Annotated in this window: 22 protein-coding genes and 1 tRNA gene; 12 read left to right on the forward strand and 11 right to left on the reverse strand. The window is 64.8% G+C overall.

Features of this window, described 5'->3' with window-relative positions; translation table 11 throughout:
• Window positions 1–115: 115 nt before the first annotated feature.
• On the reverse strand, window positions 116–490 hold the full coding sequence (locus W823_RS34175; protein ID WP_031331290.1) for a DUF5997 family protein: 375 nt from the start codon (window positions 488–490) through the stop codon (window positions 116–118).
• Between the two features lie 41 nt (window positions 491–531).
• Between W823_RS34175 and W823_RS34180 the strand changes: the two genes are divergently transcribed.
• Window positions 532–1,269, forward strand: coding sequence for a LysR family transcriptional regulator substrate-binding protein (locus W823_RS34180; protein ID WP_023954792.1), 738 nt, complete (start codon window positions 532–534; stop codon window positions 1,267–1,269).
• 177 nt (window positions 1,270–1,446) lie between these two features.
• Here W823_RS34180 and W823_RS34185 read toward each other — a convergent pair.
• A tRNA-Ser gene (locus W823_RS34185) sits at window positions 1,447–1,531 on the reverse strand.
• A 14-nt stretch (window positions 1,532–1,545) separates the two neighbouring features.
• Window positions 1,546–2,028 carry a MarR family winged helix-turn-helix transcriptional regulator gene (locus W823_RS34190; protein ID WP_031331291.1) on the reverse strand — a complete coding sequence of 161 codons (483 nt, stop codon included), beginning with the start codon at window positions 2,026–2,028 and terminating at the stop codon, window positions 1,546–1,548.
• Between the two features lie 179 nt (window positions 2,029–2,207).
• On the opposite strand from W823_RS34190, the gene W823_RS34195 reads away from it, so the two are divergent.
• On the forward strand, window positions 2,208–3,176 hold the full coding sequence (locus W823_RS34195) for an NAD(P)H-quinone oxidoreductase (protein ID WP_031331292.1): 969 nt from the start codon (window positions 2,208–2,210) through the stop codon (window positions 3,174–3,176).
• A 91-nt stretch (window positions 3,177–3,267) separates the two neighbouring features.
• Here the strand turns inward: W823_RS34195 and W823_RS34200 are convergent, their stop codons facing one another.
• The gene (locus W823_RS34200) at window positions 3,268–4,464 is read right to left on the reverse strand and encodes a cysteine desulfurase-like protein (protein WP_031331293.1); all 1,197 of its coding nucleotides are present in this window, start codon (window positions 4,462–4,464) and stop codon (window positions 3,268–3,270) included.
• 90 nt (window positions 4,465–4,554) lie between these two features.
• Between W823_RS34200 and W823_RS34205 the strand changes: the two genes are divergently transcribed.
• The 5 genes from W823_RS34205 (at window position 4,555) to W823_RS34225 (ending at window position 8,797) form a co-directional block, all read left to right on the forward strand.
• Window positions 4,555–5,094 (forward strand): bacterial proteasome activator family protein, encoded by a 540-nt coding sequence (locus W823_RS34205; protein WP_023954800.1) that lies wholly within the window; start codon window positions 4,555–4,557, stop codon window positions 5,092–5,094.
• 99 nt (window positions 5,095–5,193) lie between these two features.
• On the forward strand, window positions 5,194–6,057 hold the full coding sequence (locus W823_RS34210) for an ABC transporter permease (protein WP_030167806.1): 864 nt from the start codon (window positions 5,194–5,196) through the stop codon (window positions 6,055–6,057).
• Window positions 6,058–6,061: 4 nt separating this feature from the next.
• Window positions 6,062–6,859 (forward strand): ABC transporter ATP-binding protein, encoded by a 798-nt coding sequence (locus W823_RS34215; RefSeq protein ID WP_031331294.1) that lies wholly within the window; start codon window positions 6,062–6,064, stop codon window positions 6,857–6,859.
• The gene (locus W823_RS34220; protein ID WP_023954804.1) at window positions 6,852–7,790 is read left to right on the forward strand and encodes a glycosyltransferase; all 939 of its coding nucleotides are present in this window, start codon (window positions 6,852–6,854) and stop codon (window positions 7,788–7,790) included. The genes W823_RS34215 and W823_RS34220 overlap by 8 nt, the downstream gene beginning before the upstream one ends.
• Window positions 7,791–7,918: 128 nt before the next feature.
• Complete coding sequence (locus tag W823_RS34225; RefSeq protein ID WP_023954807.1) at window positions 7,919–8,797, forward strand: LLM class flavin-dependent oxidoreductase; 879 nt, start codon at window positions 7,919–7,921, stop codon at window positions 8,795–8,797.
• Between the two features lie 76 nt (window positions 8,798–8,873).
• On the opposite strand, the gene W823_RS34230 is transcribed toward W823_RS34225, so the two are convergent.
• The 4 genes from W823_RS34230 to W823_RS34245 all read right to left on the reverse strand — a co-directional run bounded on the left by W823_RS34230 (window position 8,874) and on the right by W823_RS34245 (window position 12,642).
• The gene (locus W823_RS34230) at window positions 8,874–9,290 is read right to left on the reverse strand and encodes a GtrA family protein (protein ID WP_023954809.1); all 417 of its coding nucleotides are present in this window, start codon (window positions 9,288–9,290) and stop codon (window positions 8,874–8,876) included.
• A gap of 9 nt (window positions 9,291–9,299) precedes the next feature.
• The gene (locus W823_RS34235) at window positions 9,300–10,091 is read right to left on the reverse strand and encodes a class I SAM-dependent methyltransferase (RefSeq protein ID WP_023954811.1); all 792 of its coding nucleotides are present in this window, start codon (window positions 10,089–10,091) and stop codon (window positions 9,300–9,302) included.
• Complete coding sequence (locus tag W823_RS34240) at window positions 10,085–11,173, reverse strand: methylenetetrahydrofolate reductase (RefSeq protein ID WP_023954812.1); 1,089 nt, start codon at window positions 11,171–11,173, stop codon at window positions 10,085–10,087. The genes W823_RS34235 and W823_RS34240 overlap by 7 nt, the downstream gene beginning before the upstream one ends.
• 71 nt (window positions 11,174–11,244) lie before the next feature.
• Window positions 11,245–12,642, reverse strand: a complete 1,398-nt coding sequence (locus W823_RS34245) for a wax ester/triacylglycerol synthase family O-acyltransferase (protein ID WP_023954814.1) — start codon at window positions 12,640–12,642, stop codon at window positions 11,245–11,247.
• 160 nt (window positions 12,643–12,802) lie between these two features.
• Here W823_RS34245 and W823_RS34250 point away from each other — a divergent pair, with 160 nt between their 5' ends.
• Window positions 12,803–13,744, forward strand: coding sequence for a TIGR03557 family F420-dependent LLM class oxidoreductase (locus tag W823_RS34250; protein ID WP_235189378.1), 942 nt, complete (start codon window positions 12,803–12,805; stop codon window positions 13,742–13,744).
• On the opposite strand, the gene W823_RS34255 is transcribed toward W823_RS34250, so the two are convergent.
• On the reverse strand, window positions 13,722–14,159 hold the full coding sequence (locus tag W823_RS34255) for a DUF4259 domain-containing protein (protein WP_023954819.1): 438 nt from the start codon (window positions 14,157–14,159) through the stop codon (window positions 13,722–13,724). The two genes, W823_RS34250 and W823_RS34255, sit on opposite strands and share 23 nt — an antisense overlap.
• Before the next feature lie 249 nt (window positions 14,160–14,408).
• On the opposite strand from W823_RS34255, the gene W823_RS34260 reads away from it, so the two are divergent.
• Window positions 14,409–15,953, forward strand: a complete 1,545-nt coding sequence (locus W823_RS34260; RefSeq protein WP_031331299.1) for an NAD(P)/FAD-dependent oxidoreductase — start codon at window positions 14,409–14,411, stop codon at window positions 15,951–15,953.
• Window positions 15,954–16,176: 223 nt separating this feature from the next.
• Here W823_RS34260 and W823_RS34265 read toward each other — a convergent pair whose 3' ends face one another.
• A complete protein-coding gene (locus W823_RS34265) occupies window positions 16,177–16,971 on the reverse strand; it encodes an SDR family oxidoreductase (protein ID WP_023954823.1) in 795 nt (264 codons plus the stop codon).
• A 68-nt stretch (window positions 16,972–17,039) separates the two neighbouring features.
• On the opposite strand from W823_RS34265, the gene W823_RS34270 reads away from it, so the two are divergent.
• Genes W823_RS34270 through W823_RS34280 form a run of 3 tightly spaced genes read left to right on the forward strand, consistent with a single transcriptional unit; the run spans window position 17,040 to window position 21,225 of the window.
• Window positions 17,040–18,461 (forward strand): FAD-binding oxidoreductase, encoded by a 1,422-nt coding sequence (locus W823_RS34270; protein WP_023954824.1) that lies wholly within the window; start codon window positions 17,040–17,042, stop codon window positions 18,459–18,461.
• Between the two features lie 55 nt (window positions 18,462–18,516).
• Window positions 18,517–19,278 (forward strand): decaprenylphospho-beta-D-erythro-pentofuranosid-2-ulose 2-reductase, encoded by a 762-nt coding sequence (locus tag W823_RS34275; RefSeq protein ID WP_023954826.1) that lies wholly within the window; start codon window positions 18,517–18,519, stop codon window positions 19,276–19,278.
• A gap of 3 nt (window positions 19,279–19,281) precedes the next feature.
• On the forward strand, window positions 19,282–21,225 hold the full coding sequence (locus W823_RS34280; protein ID WP_023954828.1) for a galactan 5-O-arabinofuranosyltransferase: 1,944 nt from the start codon (window positions 19,282–19,284) through the stop codon (window positions 21,223–21,225).
• 99 nt (window positions 21,226–21,324) lie between these two features.
• Here the strand turns inward: W823_RS34280 and W823_RS34285 are convergent, their stop codons facing one another.
• Window positions 21,325–22,893, reverse strand: coding sequence for a hypothetical protein (locus W823_RS34285; RefSeq protein WP_023954830.1), 1,569 nt, complete (start codon window positions 22,891–22,893; stop codon window positions 21,325–21,327).
• Window positions 22,894–22,900 lie beyond the last annotated feature (7 nt).

A 22,900-nucleotide genomic window follows, 5' to 3' on the forward strand; every position in this document is an offset into this window, starting at 1 on the left:
ACCCTGGCACCCGCCCCAGCGGAAGTCAGCTTCTAGACCCCACCCCTCCGGAAATGGGTCCTTTAGGCCAACATAAGCCCAGGTGGGTTCCGCCAAAAGGACCCATTTCGGGCGTCTATCGCCGCTTGCGTGAACGTGGCCGGTCGGCAGGAGACATCGACTTTGGTGCGGCCGCTTCGGCGCGAACCTCGACCTGCGTGGCGCGCTCGGCTTCCAGCCAATCGGGCATCTCGGACAGGAGTTCGTTGATCTGCTCGGTGGTCAGCGCCTCGGTGATCTCGTGGCGCACCAGCGCGCCCTTCGAAACGCCGAGTTTCATCGCCACCAGGTTCTTCGGGTGGGGTCCCTTGATGCGCAGATCACGCAGCCAACTCGGCGGGTCCGCCTGCAGTGCTTCGAGTTCGGCACGGGTGATGACGCCCTCCTGGAACTCGGCGGGCGTCGCCGGCAGGTACACGTCCAACTTCTTGGCGGCGGTGGCCGGCTTCATCGACTGCGAACTCATGAACCGAGACTATCGGCCGGTAGCCTGTGGGCGTGACCGCGCCAGGTAATGCCTTTTCATTTCAGCTGGCGTTCGTGCCCGGCGTGACGCCCGGCAAATGGGCACGGACCTGGAGTGAACGCCTACCGCAGGTGCGACTCGAACTCGTCCCGATCGACGTCGCCGCATGCGCCGATGCCATCCGCGACGGGCGGATACAGATGGCGATAACCCGGCTGCCTGATGCCCTGGATCACCACGACCCGGGGCCGCACCACACCATCGAGCTCTACCAGGAAACGACCGTCGTGGTCGTGCCGAAAGACCACGTCTTCACCGCAGTCGATGAGATCGGCATCGACGATCTGGCGGACGAACAACTCCTGTGGCCGCTCGACGAACCGCTGGTGGTCGGGCAACGGCCGGGAACCGCCGTGGAACATCGACCGGAAACCACCAGCGACGCAATCGAACTCGTCGCAGCGGGCACCGGACTCTTGCTGGTCCCGCAGTCGCTGGCCCGGCTGCACCATCGCAAAGACCTTGCCTATCGCCCAGTGACCGACGCGCCAACCGGATCGGTGGGCCTTCTGTGGCCGGCACCGACATCTGAGCTCGCCGAGGAGTTCATCGGCATCGTGCGCGGACGTAAGGCGACGTCGTCGCGGAGTCAATCCGAACCTGCCCCGAAACGGTCGGCCAAAGAGAAGGCCGCTGCCAAGCGCGCTTCCAGAGAAGCCGCCGGAAAGACCCCCGGGAAGGGCCCACGTAAACCGAGGCGGTGACGAGCCCGCCCTCCGGAAATGGGTCGTTTTGGCGAACGAAAGCCCAGGTGGGCTCCGCCAAAACGACCCATTTCCGGGGGTGCGGTTACTTCAGAAGGGCGTGGAGCGCCGTGATCCGGATAAAAGGAGGAACCTCGGTGTCAGAGGCGGTTTATTGAAACCGCCCCTGACGTGCAGCGGAAGCGGAGGGATTTGAACCCCCGGTGGTTTCACCCACGCTCGCTTTCAAGGCGAGTGCATTCGGCCGCTCTGCCACGCTTCCTTCGGTCAGTGAGCCTACTTGACGCGGAGTCGTTCGTTCTCACGGAGCCAGGTATCGACCTTTGCAAAGGTGGTGGCCATCGCGTCGCGCTCGTGGTCGTCGAGGTGGTCGAGCAGGTAGGTGCGCACCGCGAGCACATGCCCCTTGGCCGCCTCGTGCAATTTCTCGCGACCAAGGTCGGTGATGCGGCATTCCCGGTTGCGCAGGTCCCGGTCTTGGTCCTTGGCCATCCGCTCGATGAAGCCGGCCTCCACCAGCCTGTCCACCCGGCGGGAGATGGTGCTCTTGGTGGCAAGCGCGCCGTCTGCCAGGTCACTCATCCGCATGTGGTCGTGTTCGGACAGAAGGACCAGGATGCGGTAGTCGGCAAAGGTGAGACCCGACGTGGTGACCAGGGCATCGTTGATGGCGTCGAACAGACGTTGGGTGCCGTCCATGAACGAACGCCACGCCATCTGCTCAGCCTCGTCAAGCCACGGCACATCGTCCTCTGTCATGGTCCATTTCCGGTCACCGATCAGCAATGTGAAGCACAGGTTACCCCGCACCAATACGGTGATCCGCCGAACGTTTTTCGCTCGTCAAGACGCGGTCACCGTAGAAGTGACGCACCAGCCGGCCTTCCGGTTCCGCACTTCGACGGCAGGACTGGGGTATTGGTTGAGACATGAGCAACATGCGCGCAGTGACCGTCACCGAGTTCGGACCGCCGGAGAACCTGGTGATCACCGACGTCGAACGACCGTCCCCCGCTGCAGGTGAGGTTCTGGTGAAAGTGGCCGCCGCCGGCGTGAACCGCGCCGACCTGCTGCAACGCCAAGGAAACTACCCGCCGCCACCGGGCGCGAGCGACATCATCGGGATGGAGGTCTCGGGCACCGTCGCCGAACTCGGCACCGAGGTCACGGGATGGGAAATCGGACAACAGGTGTGCGCGTTGATCGCCGGCGGCGGTTACGCCGAATACGTGGCCGTGGCCGCCGAGCACTTGCTGCCCGTACCCGACTCGGTTGACCTGATCGCGGCCGCCGCCCTTCCCGAGGTTGCCTGCACAGTGCTGTCCAACCTCAAACGAACCGCTCATCTGCAGCGAGGTGAACTGCTGCTGCTACACGGTGGGGCAAGCGGCATCGGAACCCACGGCATCCAGTGGGCGAAGGCTCTCGGAGCCACAGTTGCCGTGACCGCCGGCTCAGCCGAAAAGCTGGAACTGTGCCGCAATCTCGGCGCCGACATCACCATCAACTACCACGACGACGACTTCGTCGAGGTGCTCAAGACACACGGGGGCGCCGACGTCATTCTCGACATCATCGGGGCAAAGTACCTGAGCCGCAACGTATCTGCATTGGCCGCCGACGGGAGGCTGGTGGTGATCGGCATGCAGGGCGGGGTCAAGGCCGAACTGAACCTGGGTGCGCTGCTGGCCAAACGCGGCACCATTCATGCGACGGCCTTGCGTGGTCGTGAGCAGTCAGACAAAGCGGCGATCGTTGCCGACACCATCGCGACCACCTGGCCGATGATCGCCAATGGCCGCGTCAAACCTGTTGTCGGAGCAACATTTTCACTGGATGAGGCGGGCGAGGCACACGCCTTGCTCGAATCAGGGAAAGTCACCGGCAAGGTGTTGCTCACCGTCTGAACCCAGGGCTTCTCACCAAGATCGGCCCCCTGGGTGGGCACCGAGGGAATCATGCCCTCGGAGGCGCGTCAACGGGACGATTGTGGTGGCGTCAGCCGAGTGAACCGAGAGTGCGGACGAGCTGGTCGACCTCATACGGCGTGGTGTACGGCCCGAGCCCGATGGTGACGGCACCGCCCACATCGTTGACTCCGATCCCGGACAACACGCGACTGTTCACATCGGCCAGCGCGCTGATGCCATTGTCGGCCAGCCGCCGGACCACCTTGTCCGCGGTGACTCCCGAAACAGTGAAGCTGACCGCCGGAATCTGTACCGGCGCATCGCCGATCACGTTCACGAAGTTCAGCTGCCGCAGCGAGTTGAGAAGGTAGCGCAGCAATCGTTGCGAGTACTCCGCCAGGCCCGTCATCGACTGGACCAGCCGCTCGCGCCGGGTTCCGGTAGCCGATTCATCAAGCGCCGCAAGGTGTTCGATCGATGCGACCAGGCCGGCGAGCAACGCGTGTTGATGTCCGTCGACCTCGAGCCGTTCCGGCCCCTGTGCATCCGGGTTCAGCGACATCGACCGCACGCGGGTGAGCATCTCCGGGTCGCGGAACACCAGCGCTGCGGTGGACGGCCCGCCCCAGCGCTTCGCACTGACCACCAGCACGTCCGCGCCCAGCACCTCGATGTCCAGCGGCATGTACGGCGCTGCGCTGGTGGCGTCCACCACCAGCAGTCCGTCGATCGCGTGAACGGTGACCGCCGCGGCCGCCACGTCGACCACCGTCCCCAGCGTCGACGACGCCAGAGGCATGGCGACCACACTCGTGGACCGACTGACCAGACCTTCGTATTGCCAGACGGGCAGGTCCCCGTTCTCGATGTCCACCTCAGCCCAGCGGACCTTGGCGCCGAATCGATCGGCAGCGCGCAGCCACGGCACCACATTGGCTTCGTCGTCGAGGCGGCTCACCACGACTTCCGAACCGAGCCACACCCGGGTGTTGAGGCATTCGGCCAGAACGCTGAGCAACTGCCCACGCGACGGACCGAGCACCACTCCCCGCGGATCGCCGTTGACCAGATCCGCGACGGCCTGCCGTGCCGCGTCGATGACGCCGGCCGTCTTCTTCGCCGCGGGATAGATGCCGCCGGGTTCGGAGACCAGGCCACGGAACGCCTTGGACACCGTGGTCGCCACCGAGTCCGGGATCTGCATCCCGGCCTGGGGATCGAGATGGATCCATCCGTCTCCAAGCGACGGGAACAATCCCCGTACGCGTGCGACGTCATAAGCCATGGCAGTCACCATAGACCGTCCTTCCGACGCTGCCACCTGAGTTGTGGGCCTGCTGCGAACACGAGATCGGGACATCTGGACAATGGGGACATGGCCGAAGACATTTTCAACCAGGGACCCCCGTCCGACAGCGACGACGGCATCGTTGTGGTGCCGTCGGCGAACTCCGACCAGGGTAAAGGTGACGAACAGCAAGGTGTCGCCGACATGGTCGAGCAGCCGGCGAAGGTGATGCGGATCGGCACGATGATCAAGCAACTCCTCGAAGAAGTGCGGGCGGCACCTCTCGACGATGCCAGCCGGGTTCGGCTGCGCGAGATCCACCAGTCGTCGATTCGCGAACTGGAAGACGGTCTGGCCCCTGAGCTGCGCGAAGAGCTCGAACGGCTGGCCCTGCCGTTCACCGATGACAACACGCCGTCCGACGCGGAACTGCGGATCGCCCAGGCGCAGCTGGTCGGCTGGCTCGAAGGACTGTTCCACGGCATCCAGACCGCGCTGTTTGCCCAGCAGATGGCCGCGCGGGCGCAGCTCGAGCAGATGCGTCAGGGGCAATTGCCGCCGTCGGGTCCGATGGGTGGCCCCGGTGGGCCTCCTCACGGGGTCGCGGGCACCGGGCAGTACCTCTGATCTGACGCCTGCCGCCGGCAACCCTGCGGCGCCCGGTTTGCCGAGATCGACAACTGCGGCGTCCGGGGCGGGCCGGCGTTGACGGTAGGCTCGTCTCTCGTGTCAACAGCAGTCGATCGCGAGCCGGTGCGCCCGCCCTCAGCGGAGTCCGATTCCCGGTCCTTCCGCCGGGCATTCGGCGACCTCGCAGCGGGCTTCCGCCAGTCGGAGCTGTGGTTGCTTCTCGGCTGGCAGGACATCAAGCAGAGATACCGCCGCTCCCTCCTCGGCCCACTCTGGATCACCATCGCCACAGCGGTGACGGCGGTGGCCATGGGACTTCTCTACTCGCAGCTGTTCGGCAACGAGATCGACACGTTCCTGCCGTACGTCATGCTCGGGTTCATCTTCTGGGGTTTCATCTCCGGATCGATCCTCGAAGGTGCTGAGCTCTTCACCACCAACGAGGGGCTGATCAAACAGATCCCTGCCCCGCTGAGCGTGCACGTGTACCGCCTCACCTGGCGGCAACTGATCATCTTCGCGCACAACATCCCGCTTTATGCGGTGTTGCTGATCATCTTCCCGCAGCCGGTGAACTGGACCGTGGTGTTTGTCATCCCCGGCATCGCACTACTCGTACTCAACGCCGTGTGGGTGTCCATCGTGTTCGGCATTCTGTCCACCAGGTTCCGCGACATCGGCCAATTGCTGGCCACCGCAGTGCAACTGGTCTTCTTCATGACGCCGATCATCTGGAGTGCCACCGATCTCGAGAAGAATGTCGGGGCCGATTCCAGCCGCGTCAAGCTGGTCCAGATCAATCCGATGTACCACTACCTCGAGATCACCCGCGGTCCGCTGCTGGGCGAGTCGGTGGCGCTTTACCACTGGCTGATCGTCATCGCCTGCACGATCGGCGGCTGGGCAGTGGCGTTGATGGTGCTGCGTAATTACCGTGCTCGCGTTGCGTATTGGGTGTGAGGTCATGAGTTCAGTTCGAGTCGATACCTGGGACGCCTGCGTCGATTTCCCGATCTTCGACGCCAAAACCCGGTCCATCAAGAAGTCGGTGCTCGGCCGCGCCGGGGGCGTGATCGGCGCCAACGATTCCAACGTCGTCGTGGTCGAGGCACTCAAGCAGATCAATCTGCACCTCGAACACGGCGATCGCATCGGACTCGTCGGACACAACGGTGCCGGCAAATCCACCCTGCTCCGCCTGCTGTCGGGGATCTACGAACCCACTCGCGGTGCATGCAGCATCAAGGGTCGGGTGGCACCCGTGTTCGACCTCGGTGTCGGAATGGACCCCGAGATCTCGGGCTACGAGAACATCGTCATCCGGGGCATGTTCCTCGGCATGAGCCGCCGCGAGATGCTCCGAAAGATGGATGACATCGCCGAGTTCACCGAACTGGGTGACTACCTGTCGATGCCACTGCGCACCTACTCCACCGGTATGCGCGTGCGCGTGGCGCTCGGGGTGGTCACCTCGATCGATCCCGAGATCCTCATCCTCGACGAAGGTATCGGTGCCGTCGACGCAGAGTTCATGAAAAAGGCACGTATCCGCCTGCAGGAGCTGGTCGCACGGTCCGGCATCCTGGTGTTCGCGAGCCACTCCAACGAGTTCCTCGCGCAACTCTGCGACCGCGCACTCTGGATCGACCACGGCGCGATCCGGATGGACGGCGGGATCGAGGAAGTGGTGCACGCCTACGAAGGACCGGAGGCCGCGCGCCACGTGCGTGAAGTCCTCGCCGAGGTCGAAAAGGATGGCTGAGCCCGCCGCGGCCCCCTCGGGTGGCGCGCAGACCGCGGACCGCGTGATCGGCGTGGTGGTCACCCACCGTCGCCTCGAGCTGCTGCGGCAATCGCTCGAAGTGCTGACCAACCAGAGTCGGCCCGTCGACCACCTCATCGTCGTCGACAACGCCGACGAATCCGCGGTCGCCGAACTGGTTGCCGCGCAGACCATTCCCACCACCTACATCGGGTCGAAGCACAATCTCGGCGGCGCCGGCGGATTTGCGCTCGGCATGCTGCACGCGCTGTCACTGGGCGCCGATTGGGTGTGGTGCGCGGACGACGACGGCAGGCCCGAAGGCAGCGACGTTCTCGGCACGCTGCTCGAATGCGCTGTCACGCATCAGCTTTCCGAGGTGTCGCCGGTGGTGTGCAACATCAGCGACCCCGACACGCTGGCCTTCCCGCTGCGACGTGGACTGGTGTGGCGTCGCAAGCGATCCGAACTGTTCGCCGGGGACGAGACCTCAGACCTTCTGCCCGGCATCGCCTCACTGATGAACGGCGCCCTGTTCTCCGCATCGGCCATTGAGGCCGTCGGTGTCCCCGACCTGCGCCTCTTCGTCCGCGGCGACGAGGTGGAGATGCACCGCCGACTGGTGCGGTCGGGTCTCGACTTCGGCACCTGCCTCACCACCGCATATCTCCATCCGGACGGCACGGACGAGTTCCGGCCGATCATGGGTGGGCGGATGCACACCCAGTATCCCGACAACGACACCAAGCGATTCTTCACCTACCGCAATCGCGGCTATCTGATGAGCCGGCCCGGTATGCGCAAGCTGCTGGTGCAGGAATACGCCCGCTTCGGTTGGTATTTCCTTGTGCAGCAACGGGATCTGGCCGGCTTCCGGGAGTGGCTGCGTCTGCAGTCGCTGGGCCGTCGGGAACGGTTCTCGCGACCCTGATCCGGGCAATCTCGATACGAACGGCCACCGACTGCTGCCGAATCGTTCCCAAGCCAAACTAGAACGTGTTCTACTGAACTGAGACGGGTCTGGCTCGACCAGGCTCAGGGAACACATCTAGGAGGATCATGCGGTTCACATTTGCCGAGGCGATGACGGATCCGAGCTATTACCTGCCGCTGGCGAAAGCGGCCGAGGCTGCCGGGTACGAGGGGTTCACCATCCCCGACTCCATCGCCTACCCGGAGGAGTCGGACTCGACGTATCCGTACACCGAAGACGGCAGTCGGGAGTTCCTCGAGGGCAAGGCCTTCATCGAGACCTTCGTGATGGCGGCAGCCATGGGCGCGGTCACCGAGAAGATCCGATTCAACCCGTTTGTGCTGAAACTGCCGATCCGTCCTCCCGCGCTGGTCGCAAAGCAGGCGATGTCGGTGGCCGTACTCACGAACAACCGGTTCTCTCTGGGTGTCGGTACCAGCCCGTGGGCCGAGGACTACGACATCATGGGCGTGGACTACAAGCGTCGTGGCAAACGGATGAACGAGTGCATGGACATCATCCGCGGGCTCAGCACCGGCGAGTACTTCGAGTTCCACGGGGAGTTCTACGACATCCCGAAGATCAAGATGAACCCGGCGCCCACCAAACCGATCCCACTACTGGTCGGCGGGCACGCCGATCTGGCACTCAAGCGCGCGGTGATCCGCGGCGACGGCTGGATGCACGGCGGCGGCCCGCCCGAGGAACTCGACGCCCTGCTCGACAAGATCCACGACATCCGCAAGGCCGAAGGCAAGCTGAACGACCCCTTCGAGATCCACGTCATCTCCTACGACGCGTACACACCCGACGGCTGTAAACGCCTCGAGGACAAAGGCATCACCGATGTCATCGTCGGTTTCCGGATCCCGTACATCACCGGCGACGACACCGAACCGCTCCAGAAGAAGATCGACAACCTCAACATGTTCGCCGACTCGGTGATCAGCAAGGTCAACGGCTGACCCCGGCTCCCCGATCTTGGTGGGATCGGGCGAGCATAAGCCCAGGTGGACCTCGCCATTTCCCACCAAGATCGGGTCAGCGGATCTTGAAAATGACCGTTCGCTGCACAACGAAGTTGATGACGGTTGCGGTTCCCTGAGCGATCACGAAGGCAGCGAGGCTGTAGGCAAAAGTCTCCTCCCACACCCTCGACAGCCCGGTGTAAATGCCGACCTGAACCACGAAGGTCACCAGATAGAGAACCGCGACGGCGACAAAGCGAAGCGCGCTGGGCTCGGCGGCGAAGGTCCACCGACGGTTGATCAGGTACGCCGTGGTGGTGCCGCAGATGAAGCCGACGGCTTTCGCGAACCACTCGGGCATACCGAACCCGTATTGGAGCAACAGGGTGAGCCCGAAGTCGAGGACGCCTGAGCCGGCCCCGGTGATCACAAACCGGACCAATTGGGTCTTCAGGTCGACCCCGACGCGTGGTGCTAGCTCCTCGGACACCCCAACACACTAAACGGCAACCGCCGACTTCCCCGATTCGGTCGGTTCCAGGATCAGGATCGTGCCGATCACCAGTTCGTCCCGGATCAATCCGGTGATGATCGATTCCTGCTCGGACGCACTGTCCCAGCGACTGTCGTGGCGGTGGCGCTCGGCAACGAGGTCGTCGCATTCGGTGACCCGCTGCTGCCACCAGTCGGGGGCTGAAGCGAAGTCGGCGAGATCTGCGCGATCGACGATGCGCATCCCGGCTTCCTCCACGAGCCGGTCCAAACCAGTGCGCGTCGGAAAGTTGTTGCCCTCGGGCTGGTTCGGCAGGTCGTCGACCGTCTTGATATAGACGAGCACACCGACTCTCCCATCGGCGTGGACAACACGTCGGAGTTCGCGCAGCATCTTGGGCTGATCGCTGCTGGTGCACAGGACTCCGAGCGACCACGCCTTGTCGAATGTCCCGGACGGGAACGGGAGATTCTCGCCGGCGGCCGCGACGGTGGCCCGGCCGAACAACCGTTGCGCGGCCTGGCACGCGCCCATCATCGGCTCGACCAGCACCACCTCGGGTCCGAACTCTCGCGCGACGAACTCGGCGGCCCCGCCCATGCCCGCCCCGACATCGACGAGTCTGGTCTCAGTGTCGAGAGCGAGCTTGCCCGCCAGCCAGCGAAGTGCTTCGGGGCTGCCGCTGCCGCGACAAGCGGCGGGTATGGCGTACTCGCGACCAAGCGTCTCGACGGCCCGGACGGTCCACGACGGGACCGTATCGAACTCGTCTTTCATCGCCTCTGCATCGACTACCACTGTGCCGCCTTCACCGACTGTGCCCCATCGGCCAGGCGCTCACGTAGCCGCCGTCCGATCTCTGCCTTGACCTTCGCTGCCGGAACCTCACCGGCCGCCGACGCCAACCCCGAGAGGTTGACGCCCACCACACCCGGGATGTCGAGGAGCGCAACTGCTTCGACTACCGCGGTCTCGATGCCCTCCTCGACCGAGTCGTCAGCGGCCAGCACCCTGGTGATCTGCGAGTGGTCGAGGTGGAGACCGGGAAAGGCCGCCAGCACCTGAGCGGACCGCTCGTCGGTGTACACGGCCACGCCCGCGATGACCGGCATCGTGACGCCTTGCGCCCGCGCTGCGGACATGAACGCCCTCAGCGAATCCGGTGTACTGACGTGGTTCAGTACCGCCAACTGGGCGCCGGCCCTCTGCTTCTCGAGCAAACGCGCCGGGCGGATGCTGGTCGGCACGGCTTCGGGAGCCTCCGGCACACCCACGGCAAGGTCAGCTTGTGCCGCCAGCGCCGCGAGCCGGGTACCGTCCAGATCGAAAACCTGTGTCACATCTTGTCGAACACCCTGTGCCCGGCCGTCACCGGTGACGCAGAAGACGCCGTCGGCCCCGGCCTGGCCCAGACCCATCAGTTCCTGCTCGAGTACCACCCGGTTGCGGTCGCGACAGGTCAGCGTCACCCACGGGCATCCACCCACACCGCGGATGATCTGCGCCATCACGGTTGGCGGGTAATCGGGCCGGTTCTGGTGTTCTCCGACGAGGACGGCGTCGCTGCTCTCACCCAGAATGGATGCCACCTGTTCGAGGACGCCCCGGTCGAAGGCCGGGACCGACAAGTCGGACAGCACCACCGGGCGGGTACGGGAGGCGTTGATCAACTCACTCGGCGACGCCGGACTGGTCAACGGCTGTGGCCACGGAATGGGTTCGGTGAGAACGGCAAACGGACAGATGTGGGCGTCCATCTCACACGTGGCGTCGTCGCGCACGCCACCGCATGGTCCGAACACCATGCGCTTGGGGCATTCCCGCGACCGCGTTCCCCGATACTCGGTGAAGGCGTCGGGCCCATCGGTCGTGGTGTCCATGACGAACCGCTTACCCCGCTGACGCGAGGGGCAATCATCGTGAGCGGGCCGGCGCACGGTCCGCCACACGATTATCGGGCTATGTCACAGAGTTTTTCGAGCTCCTCGAGTGCTGTGTCGAGATGGGTCAACAGTCGCTGCAGGCTCGGGATCGTCGCGCGTGCGCCGGTCAGACCGAAATTGATGTTGTCGCCGTTGGACGCCACGGTGATGTTCAATGCCTGCCCATCCATGGCGATCGACGCCGGGTAGACCCCGTCGAGCCGCGCACCGTTCCAGTACAGATCCTGTTTCGGGCCCGGCACATTGGAGATGATGATGTTGAACGGTGGCGGGGTGTACCGCACGAATCCGGGCACCGTAGAAAAGGCCAACGGCGCCATCACCGCTGCACCGTAGCCCAATGCCATCAGCGGGCTGAGGTCGCGGATGACGTTCTTGCTCGACCGCGTGGACTCCACGAGGGTGGCCAGCCGGCGTTCCGGATCAGGTTGATCGGTGGCGAGATTCGCCAGGATGGCGGTCACAGCGTTGCCCTCGGAGGTGTCGCTGCCCGCGGCGTGCATCGACACCGGCATCATCGCGATCAGCGGCTGTTCGGGCAGCTCGTTCTGGTCGATCAGGTACGACCTGAGCGCTCCGGCGCACATAGCCATGACCACGTCGTTGATCGTGATGTCGAGGCCCGCCGCCACCTCGCGCAACCGGGTGGCCGACCATTGATCGGCCGCGAATCGCCGTGCGCCACCGATCGGCACGTTGAACATCGTGCGGGGCGCCTGCATCGGCAGGATCAGGTTGCGGTCACGAACCGCCCGAAGCCCCAGACGGGCACCGGCGGGAGCCAGCCCGGCGAGTTCACCGGCGATCTTGGCCCCGCCGCTGAGTACTTGCCCGACCACGTGCTGTGAACCCGAATCCTCCACCGGCTCCTTGGGTTTGCGCGCGAACAGTGCCGGGTCCCAGGGGGCGCGCCCGTTCCGTGCCTCGGGGTCCGTGTCGAGCGTCTTCTCGAGCAACTTGAGCGCGCTCACTCCGTCCACCAGCGAATGGTGGATCTTGGTGTACATCGCGACCCGGCCATCGGCGAGGCCCTCGATCAGGTGCACCTCCCACATCGGCCGGTAACGGTCGAGGAGCGCGCCGTGGTTCGCCGAGACGTACTTGAGGAGTTCGCGGATTCGGCCCGGGCGCGGCAAAACCGTTCGGCGAACGTGGTATTCGAGATCAATCTCCTTGTCGTACGTCCACCGGACCGTACCCATCAGCGCCACGGGTGATGCGGGCCGTTTCCGGAAGAGCCGGTAGACGTCGGTCTGCGCCTGCAGCGTCTCGAACATCTGCTCACCGAGTTCCTCGGCTGAGCTGCCCTCGGCCGGCTCGAAGAGCTGAAGACCACCGACGTGCATCGGATGCTCGCGCGATTCGGCCAGCAGGAACATCGATTCGGTGATCGGCATGTACGGCATGTGCGCTCCTGGACTGTCGGTTCCGTGTGTGTTCGAGAGACTCGAAGTCCACCAATGTGAAACAGGTTACAAGCTCGCACGGTCGCGCACCCGCCGTACTCGGGGGTTTATCGCTCGACTCTGAGGGAACTCAAGCGTCATGCGCTTTGGATACACGTTGATGACCGAACAGAGTGGACCGAAGGACCTGGTGCGCTACGCCGTGTCAGCCGAGAACGCGGGCTTCGACTTCGAGGTCTCCAGCGATCACTACTCTCCCTGGCTCGTATCCCAGGGACATGCGCCCTATGCGTGGAGTGTGTTGGGCGCGGTCGCCCACGCCACCGAGCGGGTCGAACTGGCGACCTACGTCACGGCGCCGACCATGCGATACCACCCGGCGGTGGTGGCGCAGAAGGCCGCGACCATGCAGTTGCTGGCAGACGGGCGATTCATCCTCGGCCTCGGATCAGGCGAGAGCCTCAACGAGCACACGGTCGGTCAGGGTTGGCCCGGCGTTGAGCAGCGACAAGAGATGCTCGCCGAGGCCGTGAAGATCATCCGCGAACTCCACGCGGGCGAACTCGTCACCTACGACGGCAAGTACTTCCGCGTCGACTCCTCACGCATCTGGGACCTGCCCAACGGCGGTGTCCCGATCGGTCTCGCTGTCTCCGGCGACAGGTCGATCGAGCATCTCGCGCCGCTCGGTGACCACATGATCTCCACCGAGCCGTCCGGCGATCTGGTGAAGTCGTGGGATCAGCACCACCCCGAGCAGTCGCGGAAAATCGGGCAGATCCCGATCTGTTGGGATCCCGACAAAGACGCAGCTGTCGCCCGCGCGCACGACCAATTCCGCTGGTTCGCGGGCGGCTGGTCGGTGAATGCCGATTTGCCGACAACTGCCTCGTTCAGCGGCGCCACACAATTCGTGAGGCCAGAGGATGTTGCGTCATCAATTGCCTGCGGTCCGGACCTGGATGAATTGGCCGAAAGTGCGAAGCCGTTCATCGAGGCCGGTTATACGGACGTGGCACTTGTTCAAATAGGCGGCGACAGTCAAGACCAGTTCCTGGCCGAGGCAGCGGAGCCTTTGCTCACGAAGCTTCGCGCACTCTGACAGTCAGCGCAGTTCGCTCTTTTAACTCCTCGATCACCGCTTCGACAACTGCGACTGCGTCGTCGAGCAGCGCCGCACGCGTCCACAGACGCGTCCATTCGGTGTACACAGAAATGCACTGCTCCAGCGTTTCCACTGCAGCCGCAGTCAACTCGGCGGAGGGTTGAAATTGGTTGTCGGTCACTGACTTCGGGCCGGTGTTCTCGGAGAGGAGCAGGCCGCCGGGCAGTGCTGCCGCCACTGTGGTCGCTGCTCCCAGAGCTACCAACCACGTGCGCTGATTGTCAGCACGCACTGCGGTTGCCAGCGTCGACCGGACCAATGCAGGGCGTCCGACGGCAGCTGTACGGTCGAATTGATCAGCCCATTCGACGGCAGGCGCATTGTCGAAAACACCGGTTCCCCAAATGTGCATCGTCGACACCTCTCCACTGCGACACTGACGTTTTGGTCTCACATATTTGTCGCATACGTGCTGCGAGTTGTTACCCCATTGTCCCCCGCGTGTTCGAGGTCTCGTCCTGAACAATACGTGAATTGACCGACTCAATTTTTCGCATCGGGTGTTTTGTCCAACTCAAACATTCATCGGCCTGGACGGTCGGCCACTCGTGTGAAGAGACCGTCGCGGCTCGCGTGGCCGGCGATGCGGACCGAGAGCATCATGACGGGCATGCAGATCTATGACGACATCGTCATCGGTGCCGGCCACAACGGCCTCACCGCGGCCGCCTATTTGGCCCGCGCGGGCCGCAAGGTGCTCGTGCTCGAACGCGCCCCGCACGTCGGCGGCGCAACCGTCTCCGCCCGGCCGTTCCCCGGCATGGATGCGCGAGTGTCCCGCTACTCGTACCTGGTGTCGCTGCTGCCACGGCGGATCATCGCCGATCTCGGACTCGACATCACCCTCGTCCGGCGCAGGTATTCCTCGTACACACCGCTGCCCGCCGACCCGTCCAGGGGCATTCTCGTGGACACAGCCGATGAAGCAGCGACAGCGGCATCGTTCCGAGCCGTCACGGGATCTGACGCGGACTTCCACGCGTGGAAACGGTTCTATGCCGCGATGTCGACGATCGCCGAGGGTGTTTTCCCGACCATGTTGCAACCGCTCGTCAGCGCCGACGAGATGGCGATGATCGCGGGTGGTGATCTCGCCGCCATGGACATGTGGGAACGCCTCACCACCGAACCGGCCGGCGCCATCATCACCGACACGTTCGGCGACGACCTGGTCCGGGGCATCGTCGCAACCGACGGGCTCATCGGCACGTTTGCCGATCTCGACGACCCCTCACTGGCCCAGAACATCTGCCTGCTCTACCACCTCATCGGCGGTGGCACCGGCGACTGGGACGTCCCGGTTGGTGGCATGGGCGCGGTCTCCGGCGCCCTGGCCACCGCAGCCGTCGATGCCGGCGCCGACATCCGCACCGGAGCCGAGGTGACCGCTGTCGACCCCGGCGACGGCACCGTGGAATGGGGCCAGGGCACGGCCAGGGCCGAGTTCATCCACGCCGCCTGCGCCCCTTTTGTTCTCGATCAACTTGTCGAGAATGATGGTGCGTTGCAACCGAAGCCACGTGGCGCACAACTCAAGATCAACGTGCTGCTGCGGCGGCTGCCGAAGCTGCGGGATACCGATGTCCCGGTGGGCGCCGCGTTTTCGGGCACCTTCCACATCCACGAGGGCTTCGACGCGTTGGCGCGATCACATCGTGAGGTCGCGGCCGGCCTGATCCCGACGACTCCGCCGAGTGAGATCTACTGCCACACCCTGTCCGACCCGAGCATCCTCGGCCCCGACCTCACCGGTATGCACACCCTGACGCTGTTCGGACTACACATGACGCCGGAGTTGTTCACCCGGCCAGGGGCGAAAGACGAAGCCGTGGCCGCCACCTTGGCCGCCCTGGACTCGGTGCTCGACGAACCCATCGCCGACGTCATCGCGACCGACAGCACCGGGGCACCCTGCATCGAAGCAAAGACCCCGCCGGAACTCGAAGCGGCGGTAGGACTGCCCGGCGGCCACATCTTCCACCGGCCGCTGCAATGGCCTTGGGCGGAATCACCTGCAGAAGTCGGCACATGGGGTGTGGAAACCGCCCAACGACGGGTGCTGCTCGCCGGGGCCGGTGCTCGGCGCGGCGGCGGTGTCAGCGGCATCCCGGGCCACAACGCTGCGGCGCTGGTGCTGGGCCGCTAGCCAGTCCGTTGACCGGGCCGAAAACCCCGTCGACCGGGCCGAAACTTGCATTCACCGGGCCGTCGATCGTCTGAATCAGACCCGTAGAGGCACGTCTCACTCATCGTCTTACGGCTTTCGGCCCGCTCAACGGCGATATCGGCCCGGTCGACGGTGGTTTCGGCCCGCTCGACGGTGGTTTCGGCCCGGTCGACGGTGGTTTCGGCCCGGTCGACGGATGCGCTCAGGAGTGGGCGAGCTTCTTGTTCACCACCCGGGTCAACCATGCCGGCGAGAACCGCGCACCGAGTGACAGCGCCTTGGTCTGGAGCCCCACGGCGTAGTGCACCCGGTGGATGAGCTTGCTGGTCTTGGGTTCCTCGACCGCAGCGACGATGGCATCGGCGACGTCCTGGGGTCCGAGGCGGATCCCGAGCGAGTCGGTGGTGCCCGTACGGACGCCCTTGGTCATCGCGGTCTGGACGTAGAGCGGCCACATGGCGATGGCGCGGATGCCGTGCTTGCCCCACTCGATGTCCAGCGCCTCGGTGAGGCCGCGGACGTACATCTTGGTGGCGCTGTAGCTGGCCAGCTCGGCCTGGCCGTAGATCGCCGACGCCGACGCGATGTTGACCAGCACCGACCCCGGGGTGGCCTTCAGATGCCGGAACCCGGCGTGGCACCCGTTGGTCACGCCCTTGACGTTGATGTCGATCTGCTTGTGCTGGGTGGCGAGCGGGATCTCCTCGAACGGACCCGCCAGCAAGATTCCCGCGTTGTTGATCAGCACGTCGAGCCGACCACCATTGCTGTCGGCGAACTCGTCGAGACGGGTGGCGAACTCATCGGCGTCGGTGACGTCGAGGTGGCCCGTGACCGCGCGGCTTCCCGCGGCCTTCACCTCGTCGACGAGACTGGCCAATCCCGCCTCGTCGATGTCGTACGCACCGATGAGGTATCCCTTGCGGGCAAACGTGAGCGCAGTGTGACGTCCGATTCCGGCTGCAGCACCGGTGATGAAGACCGATCGTGTAGGCATACGGGATTCTTACACCGCACATTGTCGAATGGCTAGTTCCGATGACACGCCCGGTAGGCTCTGCTCCGATGTCTACCGCTGAATTGCCCATTGAAACCCGCAAGCTCGTCGGCTGGAGCCGTACGACGCCGATCGAGGGTCACGTGCTGGCGACACCCGATGTCGAGGTGATCGCCAAGGCTGTCGCGCAGGTTGCCGATGCAAACGCCGACAAGCCGTCCTACCTGCGTCGCGGCGTGATCGCCCGCGGACTGGGACGTTCCTACAACGAATCCGCGCAGAACGTCGGTGGCCTGACGGTCGACATGACGCAGCTCAAGCGCATCCACTCGATCGATGACTCCACCGGGATCGTCGACCTCGATGCCGGCGTCTCGCTCGACGAGCTGATGACCGTGGCCCTCCCGTTCGGCCTGTGGGTCCCGGTGTTGCCGGGCACCAGGCAGGTCACCATCGGTGGGGCCATCGCGCACGACATCCACGGCAAGAACCACCACAGCGCCGGAACCTTCGGCCAGCACGTTGTCGAGATCACGCTGCTGGTGGCCGATGGACGCATCCTCACCCTTACCCCCGCAGGCAGCCCCGACGACCCCCAGGGCGAGCTGTTCTGGGCGACGATCGCGGGAATCGGCCTGACCGGCATCATCCTGCGGGCCAAGGTCCAGCTCAAGCGGACCGAGAGTGCGTACTTCATCGCAGACACCGCCACCACCAGCAGTCTCGACGAGACCATCGCACTCCATCTCGAAGACGGATTCGAAGACGGCTATGAGTACGCGTCGGGCTGGTTCGACTCGATCAGCAAGCCGCCGAAGCTCGGCCGCGGGTCATTCAGTCGCGGCAATCTGGCCAGACTCGACGAGCTGCCGCCGAAGCTGCAGAAGGATCCGCTGAAGTTCAACGGCAAACCGCTGGTGACCTTCCCCGACATCTTCCCGAACGGGCTGGCAAACAAGTTCGACTTCTCCATCGTCGGTGAGGCCTACTACCGGATGGGGTCGAACAAAAAGGGCCAGGTCAAGAATTTGGCGCAGTTCTACCACATCCTCGACATATTCGGAGAGTGGAATCGGGCCTACGGACGTACCGGCGGATTCACCCAGTACCAGTTCATCGTGCCCACCGGCAACGAGGACGAGTTCAAGCGGATCATCGCCGACATCCAGGCGTCCGGACACGTGAGCTTCCTCAACGTGATCAAGCTCTTCGGCGACGGAAACCAAGCGCCCTTGAGCTTTCCGTTCCGTGGCTGGAACGTGTGCCTCGACTTCCCGATCAAAAGGGGACTCGGCGAATACCTCAACGAACTCGATCGCCGCGTGATGGCCATGGGCGGACGCCTGTACACGGCCAAGGACTCGCGGACCTCCGCGCAGAACTTCCATGCCATGTACCCCGAGATCGACTCGTGGATCGCCACCCGCCGAAAGATCGACCCGACCGGGGTGTTCATGTCCGACATGGCCCGCCGCCTCGAACTCGCCTGAGCAACAACTCGTTCGAGCCTGCACTCCCCGATCTGCCGACTAGACAGGAACATTCATGATCAACGCCGTAGGCGTCCCACAGTCCGTCCTGGTACTCGGTGGCAGCTCCGAGATCGGACTGGCCATCACCGCCGAATACCTCAAGAAGGGGCCGATGCGTGTGGTCCTGGCAACCATGCCCGGCGACCCCGCCGGTGAGGCCGCAGTCGAGAAGATGAAAGCCGCCGGCGCCTCGTCGGTGGAGCGCATCGACTTCGACGCCCTCACCCCCGACAGCCATCCCGCGGTGATCGACCAGGCGTTCGCCGGAGGCGACATCGACGTGGCCATCGTCGCGTTCGGCGTCCAGGGCGTGGACGAAGAGGTCTGGCAGGACCAGCGAAAAGCAGTCTTCACCGCCAACATCAACTACACCGCCGCGGTATCTGTGGGCGTTCTTCTCGGCGAGAAGATGCGCGCGCAAGGCCACGGCCAGATCATCGCGATGAGCTCGGTCGCCGGAGAACGTGTGCGGCGCAGCAACTTCGTCTACGGATCCACCAAGGCCGGCCTCGACGGGTTCTACCTCGGTCTCGGTGAGGCGTTACGCGAACACAACATCCGCGTACTCGTCATCCGCCCGGGCATGGTGCGCACCCGCTTGTCGGCGCACGTGAAGGAAGCACCGCTGACGGTCGAGAAGGAAGACGTCGCCAAGCTGGCGGTGTCGGCAGCGGACAAGGGCAAGGAACTCGTCTGGGCGCCCCCGCCGTTCCGTTTCGTGATGATGGTGCTTCGCCACATCCCCCGTCCGATCTTCCGCAAACTTCCCATCTGATCCATGCGCCGACACCTGTGGTCGAGAGCCGACGATGGGCATCGCGTCACGGACGGTTCAAGCGGCAGTAGACACCTGCTGTCGGTTGCAGACCTGATCGGCGCGGCCGTCGTCGCCCTTGTGGTGTCGAGCATTGCGCTGGCGGCGATCGGTCGCGTGGACTGGCCGGCGTTCAACTCGTCCAACGTCGAGACCGCCCTCACCACCACCGGTCAGGTCCTTGCGGTCGTCCTGCTGATCGTCGCCGTCATTCTGTCGCGGACCGGCAAGGCGACGTGGGCGATCAAACCCCTGTCGTGGCTGGGTATCTCGGCCCTGGCAGCGGTCACGCTGGCGATGCCGCTGGGAGCCACCAAGCTCTACCTGTTCGGCATCTCGGTGGATCAGCAGTTTCGCACCGAGTACCTCACCAGGCTGACGAACAGCCCCGCCCTGGCCGACATGACCTACGCCGATCTGCCGCCCTACTACCCGGCCGGGTGGTTCTGGCTGGGCGGACGTTACGCCTCCCTCACCGGTCAGCCCGGCTGGGAAGCGTACAAACCGTGGGCGATCATCTCGATATCCATCGCTGCCGCGTTGGCGATGGCCTTGTGGCAGCGGATGATCCGCACCGACCTGGCAATCGCGGCAACACTGGCCTCCACCGTGCTCACCCTGATGTACGTGAGCCCCGAGCCCTACGCGGCGGTGCTGGTTATCCTCGGCGCTCCGATGCTCGTGACGATTCTGCACGGTTTGCGGTCGGGCAGCGTGCCCGCGATCGTGGCCGGTGGACTGTTCCTCGGCTTGAGCGCCACCTTCTACACGCTCTACACCGGACTGTTCGCCATGACGGCTGTGCTGATGGCCCTCTACCTCGCCGCTGTGGCGTGGTTCGGCTTGGACAACAAGGCGGTCAACAAGTCTCGAATCCGTACCGAGCGGGTACGCGCCGTGTTGCACCTGGCGTTGCGACTGTCCGGTATGGCCGCGGTAGCCATCCTCGTGGCGCTCATTGTCTGGGCGCCATACCTTTACGACAGGCTTCGCAACGAGCCCGCCTCGGGCGGTACGGCAGAGCACTACCTGCCGGGATCGGGCGCCGTGCTCCCGACACCGATGCTGCATTGGTCGTTGATCGGCGCGCTGACCATGGTCGGTCTGGTCTGGATCATCCTCCGGTTCCGCACCAGGACCGCAGCATTGACCTTCGGTGTCACGGTCGTCTCGATCTATCTGTTCTGCCTGCTGTCGATGGCGGTCACGGCCACCGGGACCACCCTTCTCTCGTTCCGCATGGAGCCGTTGCTCATCGTGGTCCTCGGTGTTGCCGGCGTGTACGGCTTCGCGGAGTTGGCGTCGGTGGCGGTCCGCCGATTCGGTGACGTGCGCACCCTGGTGGCGGTACTCGCCACCGGTGCGGCCATCGCTGTGGCACAGAGCATCCCAGGTCACCTCGCCACCGAGATCACCGTCGCCTACACCGACACGGACGGCAACGGTGTGCGCGCAGATCAGCGGCCGCCGGGGGCCGGGGCCTACTTCCCCGAGATCGACGCGGCCATCACCACCCAGACGGGCCGGCCCCGCGACGACACCGTGGTGCTAACCGCCGACTACGGATTCCTCTCGGTGTACCCCTACTACGGATTCCAGGGACTCACGTCTCACTACGCGAACCCGTTGGCGGAGTTCGACAAACGCGCTGCGGCCATCGAACAGTGGTCGACGGCCGAAACCGCGGACAGCCTCGTCGAGCAACTCGACGCCTCACCGTGGCGACCACCGACGGTGTTCCTCTTCCGTTACAGCGCAGAAGGTTACGATCTGCGCCTGGCCGAAGACGTCTACCCCAACGACCCCAACGTCCGTCGCTACACGGTGACCTTCAACCGGTCGGTGTTCGAGGATCCCCGATTCACGGTGACCAACATCGGACCCTTCGTGCTGGTGGTCCGCAACTAGCGCTCTACCGGTCAGGGCCCCCAGTTCTCTACCGGTCAGGGCCCCCAGTTCTCTACCGGTCAGGGCCCCCAGTTCTCTACCGGTCAGGCCCCTAGTTCTCTACCGGTCAGGGCCACAGTCGAGCGGCTGCGCGCCCACGACTCCCCGGACCGACAGCAGGCCCTCGAGGATGTACTGACCCGGAAGGGTGGCCTGCAAGGTGACCCAGCTGTCCGGCGTCTCGGTGATGCAGGCGTACAGGTTCTCGTCCACACTGCTGCGCGCGACAAGATACTTGTTGTAGCGCACCTGAATTGCGTGCGCCTGCGTGTCGGGCACGTCCAGGACGAGCTTCGCCGGCGACGACTCGACAACTGTCAGCGGCGCCGGGACGATCGGGGCGGGGTCATCGACCTTGTAGAGGTCCCACTTGTCGTTGCTCCAGACCCGTTCGAGATAGGGCAGGCCCGACTGCACCAGTGCGGCTTCGTTTTTCATCTGACGCAGCGGATCGGCGGAGACCGCAACAAACGCGACCGCGTTCTCCGACAGCCACTGCCTGTACGACTGCGGGGTCAGCGCGTTCTCTTCGTAGAAGATCGGGTTGAACCGCGAGTCCGACTGGTTCTCCCAGCCGCGCGCCAACTTGATGGTCATCCCGAGTTTGTGTGCGCCCGCGTGGGTTTGGGCATCCACCAGCTCCACGCGGTGGTTGTTGATCTCCGGCCGGTCGACCAGCTGTGAACGCAGGGCGATGTAGTCGCGGTTGCTGTCACCGGAGTCGGCCCCGACCACCTGGTCTGCGGTTGCTACGAACGTCGCGTAGATGAGGGCCGGGGCCAGCGCTATGGCCAGGAACTTGAGCGACCGCTTCGAGTAGAAGAGACACAGGCACGGCAGCACCAGACAGAAGAACCGGCTGAGGTTGGAGCCCACGCCCGTCGGCACGAGGAACATGACGATGGCCGCGGCGCTCGCCAGCGGCACTATCCACCGGGCCGGTGGGATGGTGAGCGCGGCGGCGCCGCCCGCGGCGATCAGGGCGACCCAGAACAGGGTGGTGGCGGGGAACCCCTGGGCGCCGGGGCTGCCGAACATCAAGAACGGGACGCCCACTCCGAGGGCAGACCCAGCCAGCACCCACCAGGTGGTCCGGGCCTGCTCGTCGCGGCCGAACGCAAATGGCACCGCGGCCAGTCCGACAAACGCCGGCGCCAGCGGACTCGCGAGCCCGGCGACCAGCAGGCCGATGACCCCCAGCGCCAGGTACCCGCGGCGTACGACGACGATGGCCCCGAGGGCGATGGCCGCTCCCACGGCGAACGCCACCCGGCCCGAGAGCATGTTGAGTACGGCGGCGATGGTGATGGCCCAGACCAGCACGGTCTGGTGCGTGGCGCCTTTGGCCAGCGGGACGGCCAGCAGAGCGATGGCAGCGGTGGCAAGGCACAGCAGGAGCAGGGAACCGGTGAGTGTCGACAGGGCCGGGACGATCAGCGAATAGCTGCCGGGCGAGACCCCGCCGTACCAGCCGAACCAGTAACCGAGGCCGACGCCGGATCGAGCAGCTTCCTCACGCGCGATGGCCGCTTGCAGATCCCCGACCGTCGGGTGCGCCACCCACAGGCCCACGATGGCGATCAGCGCCACCAGGAGTGGGAGGAGCGGCCGCCGGCCAAGTGCCGGCAAGGCACCG

The sequence above is a fragment of the Williamsia sp. D3 genome (genome assembly GCF_000506245.1).
GTDB lineage: Bacteria > Actinomycetota > Actinomycetes > Mycobacteriales > Mycobacteriaceae > Williamsia > Williamsia muralis.

Excerpts from the sequence above, each read along its gene's own strand:
- W823_RS34175 (WP_031331290.1), bottom strand. The coding sequence starts at position 490 with ATGAAGCCGGCCACCGCCGCCAAGAAGTTGGACGTGTACCTGCCGGCG.
- W823_RS34190 (WP_031331291.1), bottom strand. The coding sequence starts at position 2,028 with ATGACAGAGGACGATGTGCCGTGGCTTGACGAGGCTGAGCAGATGGCG.
- W823_RS34195 (WP_031331292.1), top strand. The coding sequence starts at position 2,208 with ATGCGCGCAGTGACCGTCACCGAGTTCGGACCGCCGGAGAACCTGGTG.
- W823_RS34200 (WP_031331293.1), bottom strand. The coding sequence starts at position 4,464 with ATGGCTTATGACGTCGCACGCGTACGGGGATTGTTCCCGTCGCTTGGA.
- W823_RS34205 (WP_023954800.1), top strand. The coding sequence starts at position 4,555 with ATGGCCGAAGACATTTTCAACCAGGGACCCCCGTCCGACAGCGACGAC.
- W823_RS34215 (WP_031331294.1), top strand. The coding sequence starts at position 6,062 with ATGAGTTCAGTTCGAGTCGATACCTGGGACGCCTGCGTCGATTTCCCG.
- W823_RS34220 (WP_023954804.1), top strand. The coding sequence starts at position 6,852 with ATGGCTGAGCCCGCCGCGGCCCCCTCGGGTGGCGCGCAGACCGCGGAC.
- W823_RS34225 (WP_023954807.1), top strand. The coding sequence starts at position 7,919 with ATGCGGTTCACATTTGCCGAGGCGATGACGGATCCGAGCTATTACCTG.
- W823_RS34240 (WP_023954812.1), bottom strand. The coding sequence starts at position 11,173 with ATGGACACCACGACCGATGGGCCCGACGCCTTCACCGAGTATCGGGGA.
- W823_RS34245 (WP_023954814.1), bottom strand. The coding sequence starts at position 12,642 with ATGCCGTACATGCCGATCACCGAATCGATGTTCCTGCTGGCCGAATCG.
- W823_RS34250 (WP_235189378.1), top strand. The coding sequence starts at position 12,803 with ATGACCGAACAGAGTGGACCGAAGGACCTGGTGCGCTACGCCGTGTCA.
- W823_RS34255 (WP_023954819.1), bottom strand. The coding sequence starts at position 14,159 with ATGCACATTTGGGGAACCGGTGTTTTCGACAATGCGCCTGCCGTCGAA.
- W823_RS34260 (WP_031331299.1), top strand. The coding sequence starts at position 14,409 with ATGACGGGCATGCAGATCTATGACGACATCGTCATCGGTGCCGGCCAC.
- W823_RS34265 (WP_023954823.1), bottom strand. The coding sequence starts at position 16,971 with ATGCCTACACGATCGGTCTTCATCACCGGTGCTGCAGCCGGAATCGGA.
- W823_RS34270 (WP_023954824.1), top strand. The coding sequence starts at position 17,040 with ATGTCTACCGCTGAATTGCCCATTGAAACCCGCAAGCTCGTCGGCTGG.
- W823_RS34275 (WP_023954826.1), top strand. The coding sequence starts at position 18,517 with ATGATCAACGCCGTAGGCGTCCCACAGTCCGTCCTGGTACTCGGTGGC.
- W823_RS34280 (WP_023954828.1), top strand. The coding sequence starts at position 19,282 with ATGCGCCGACACCTGTGGTCGAGAGCCGACGATGGGCATCGCGTCACG.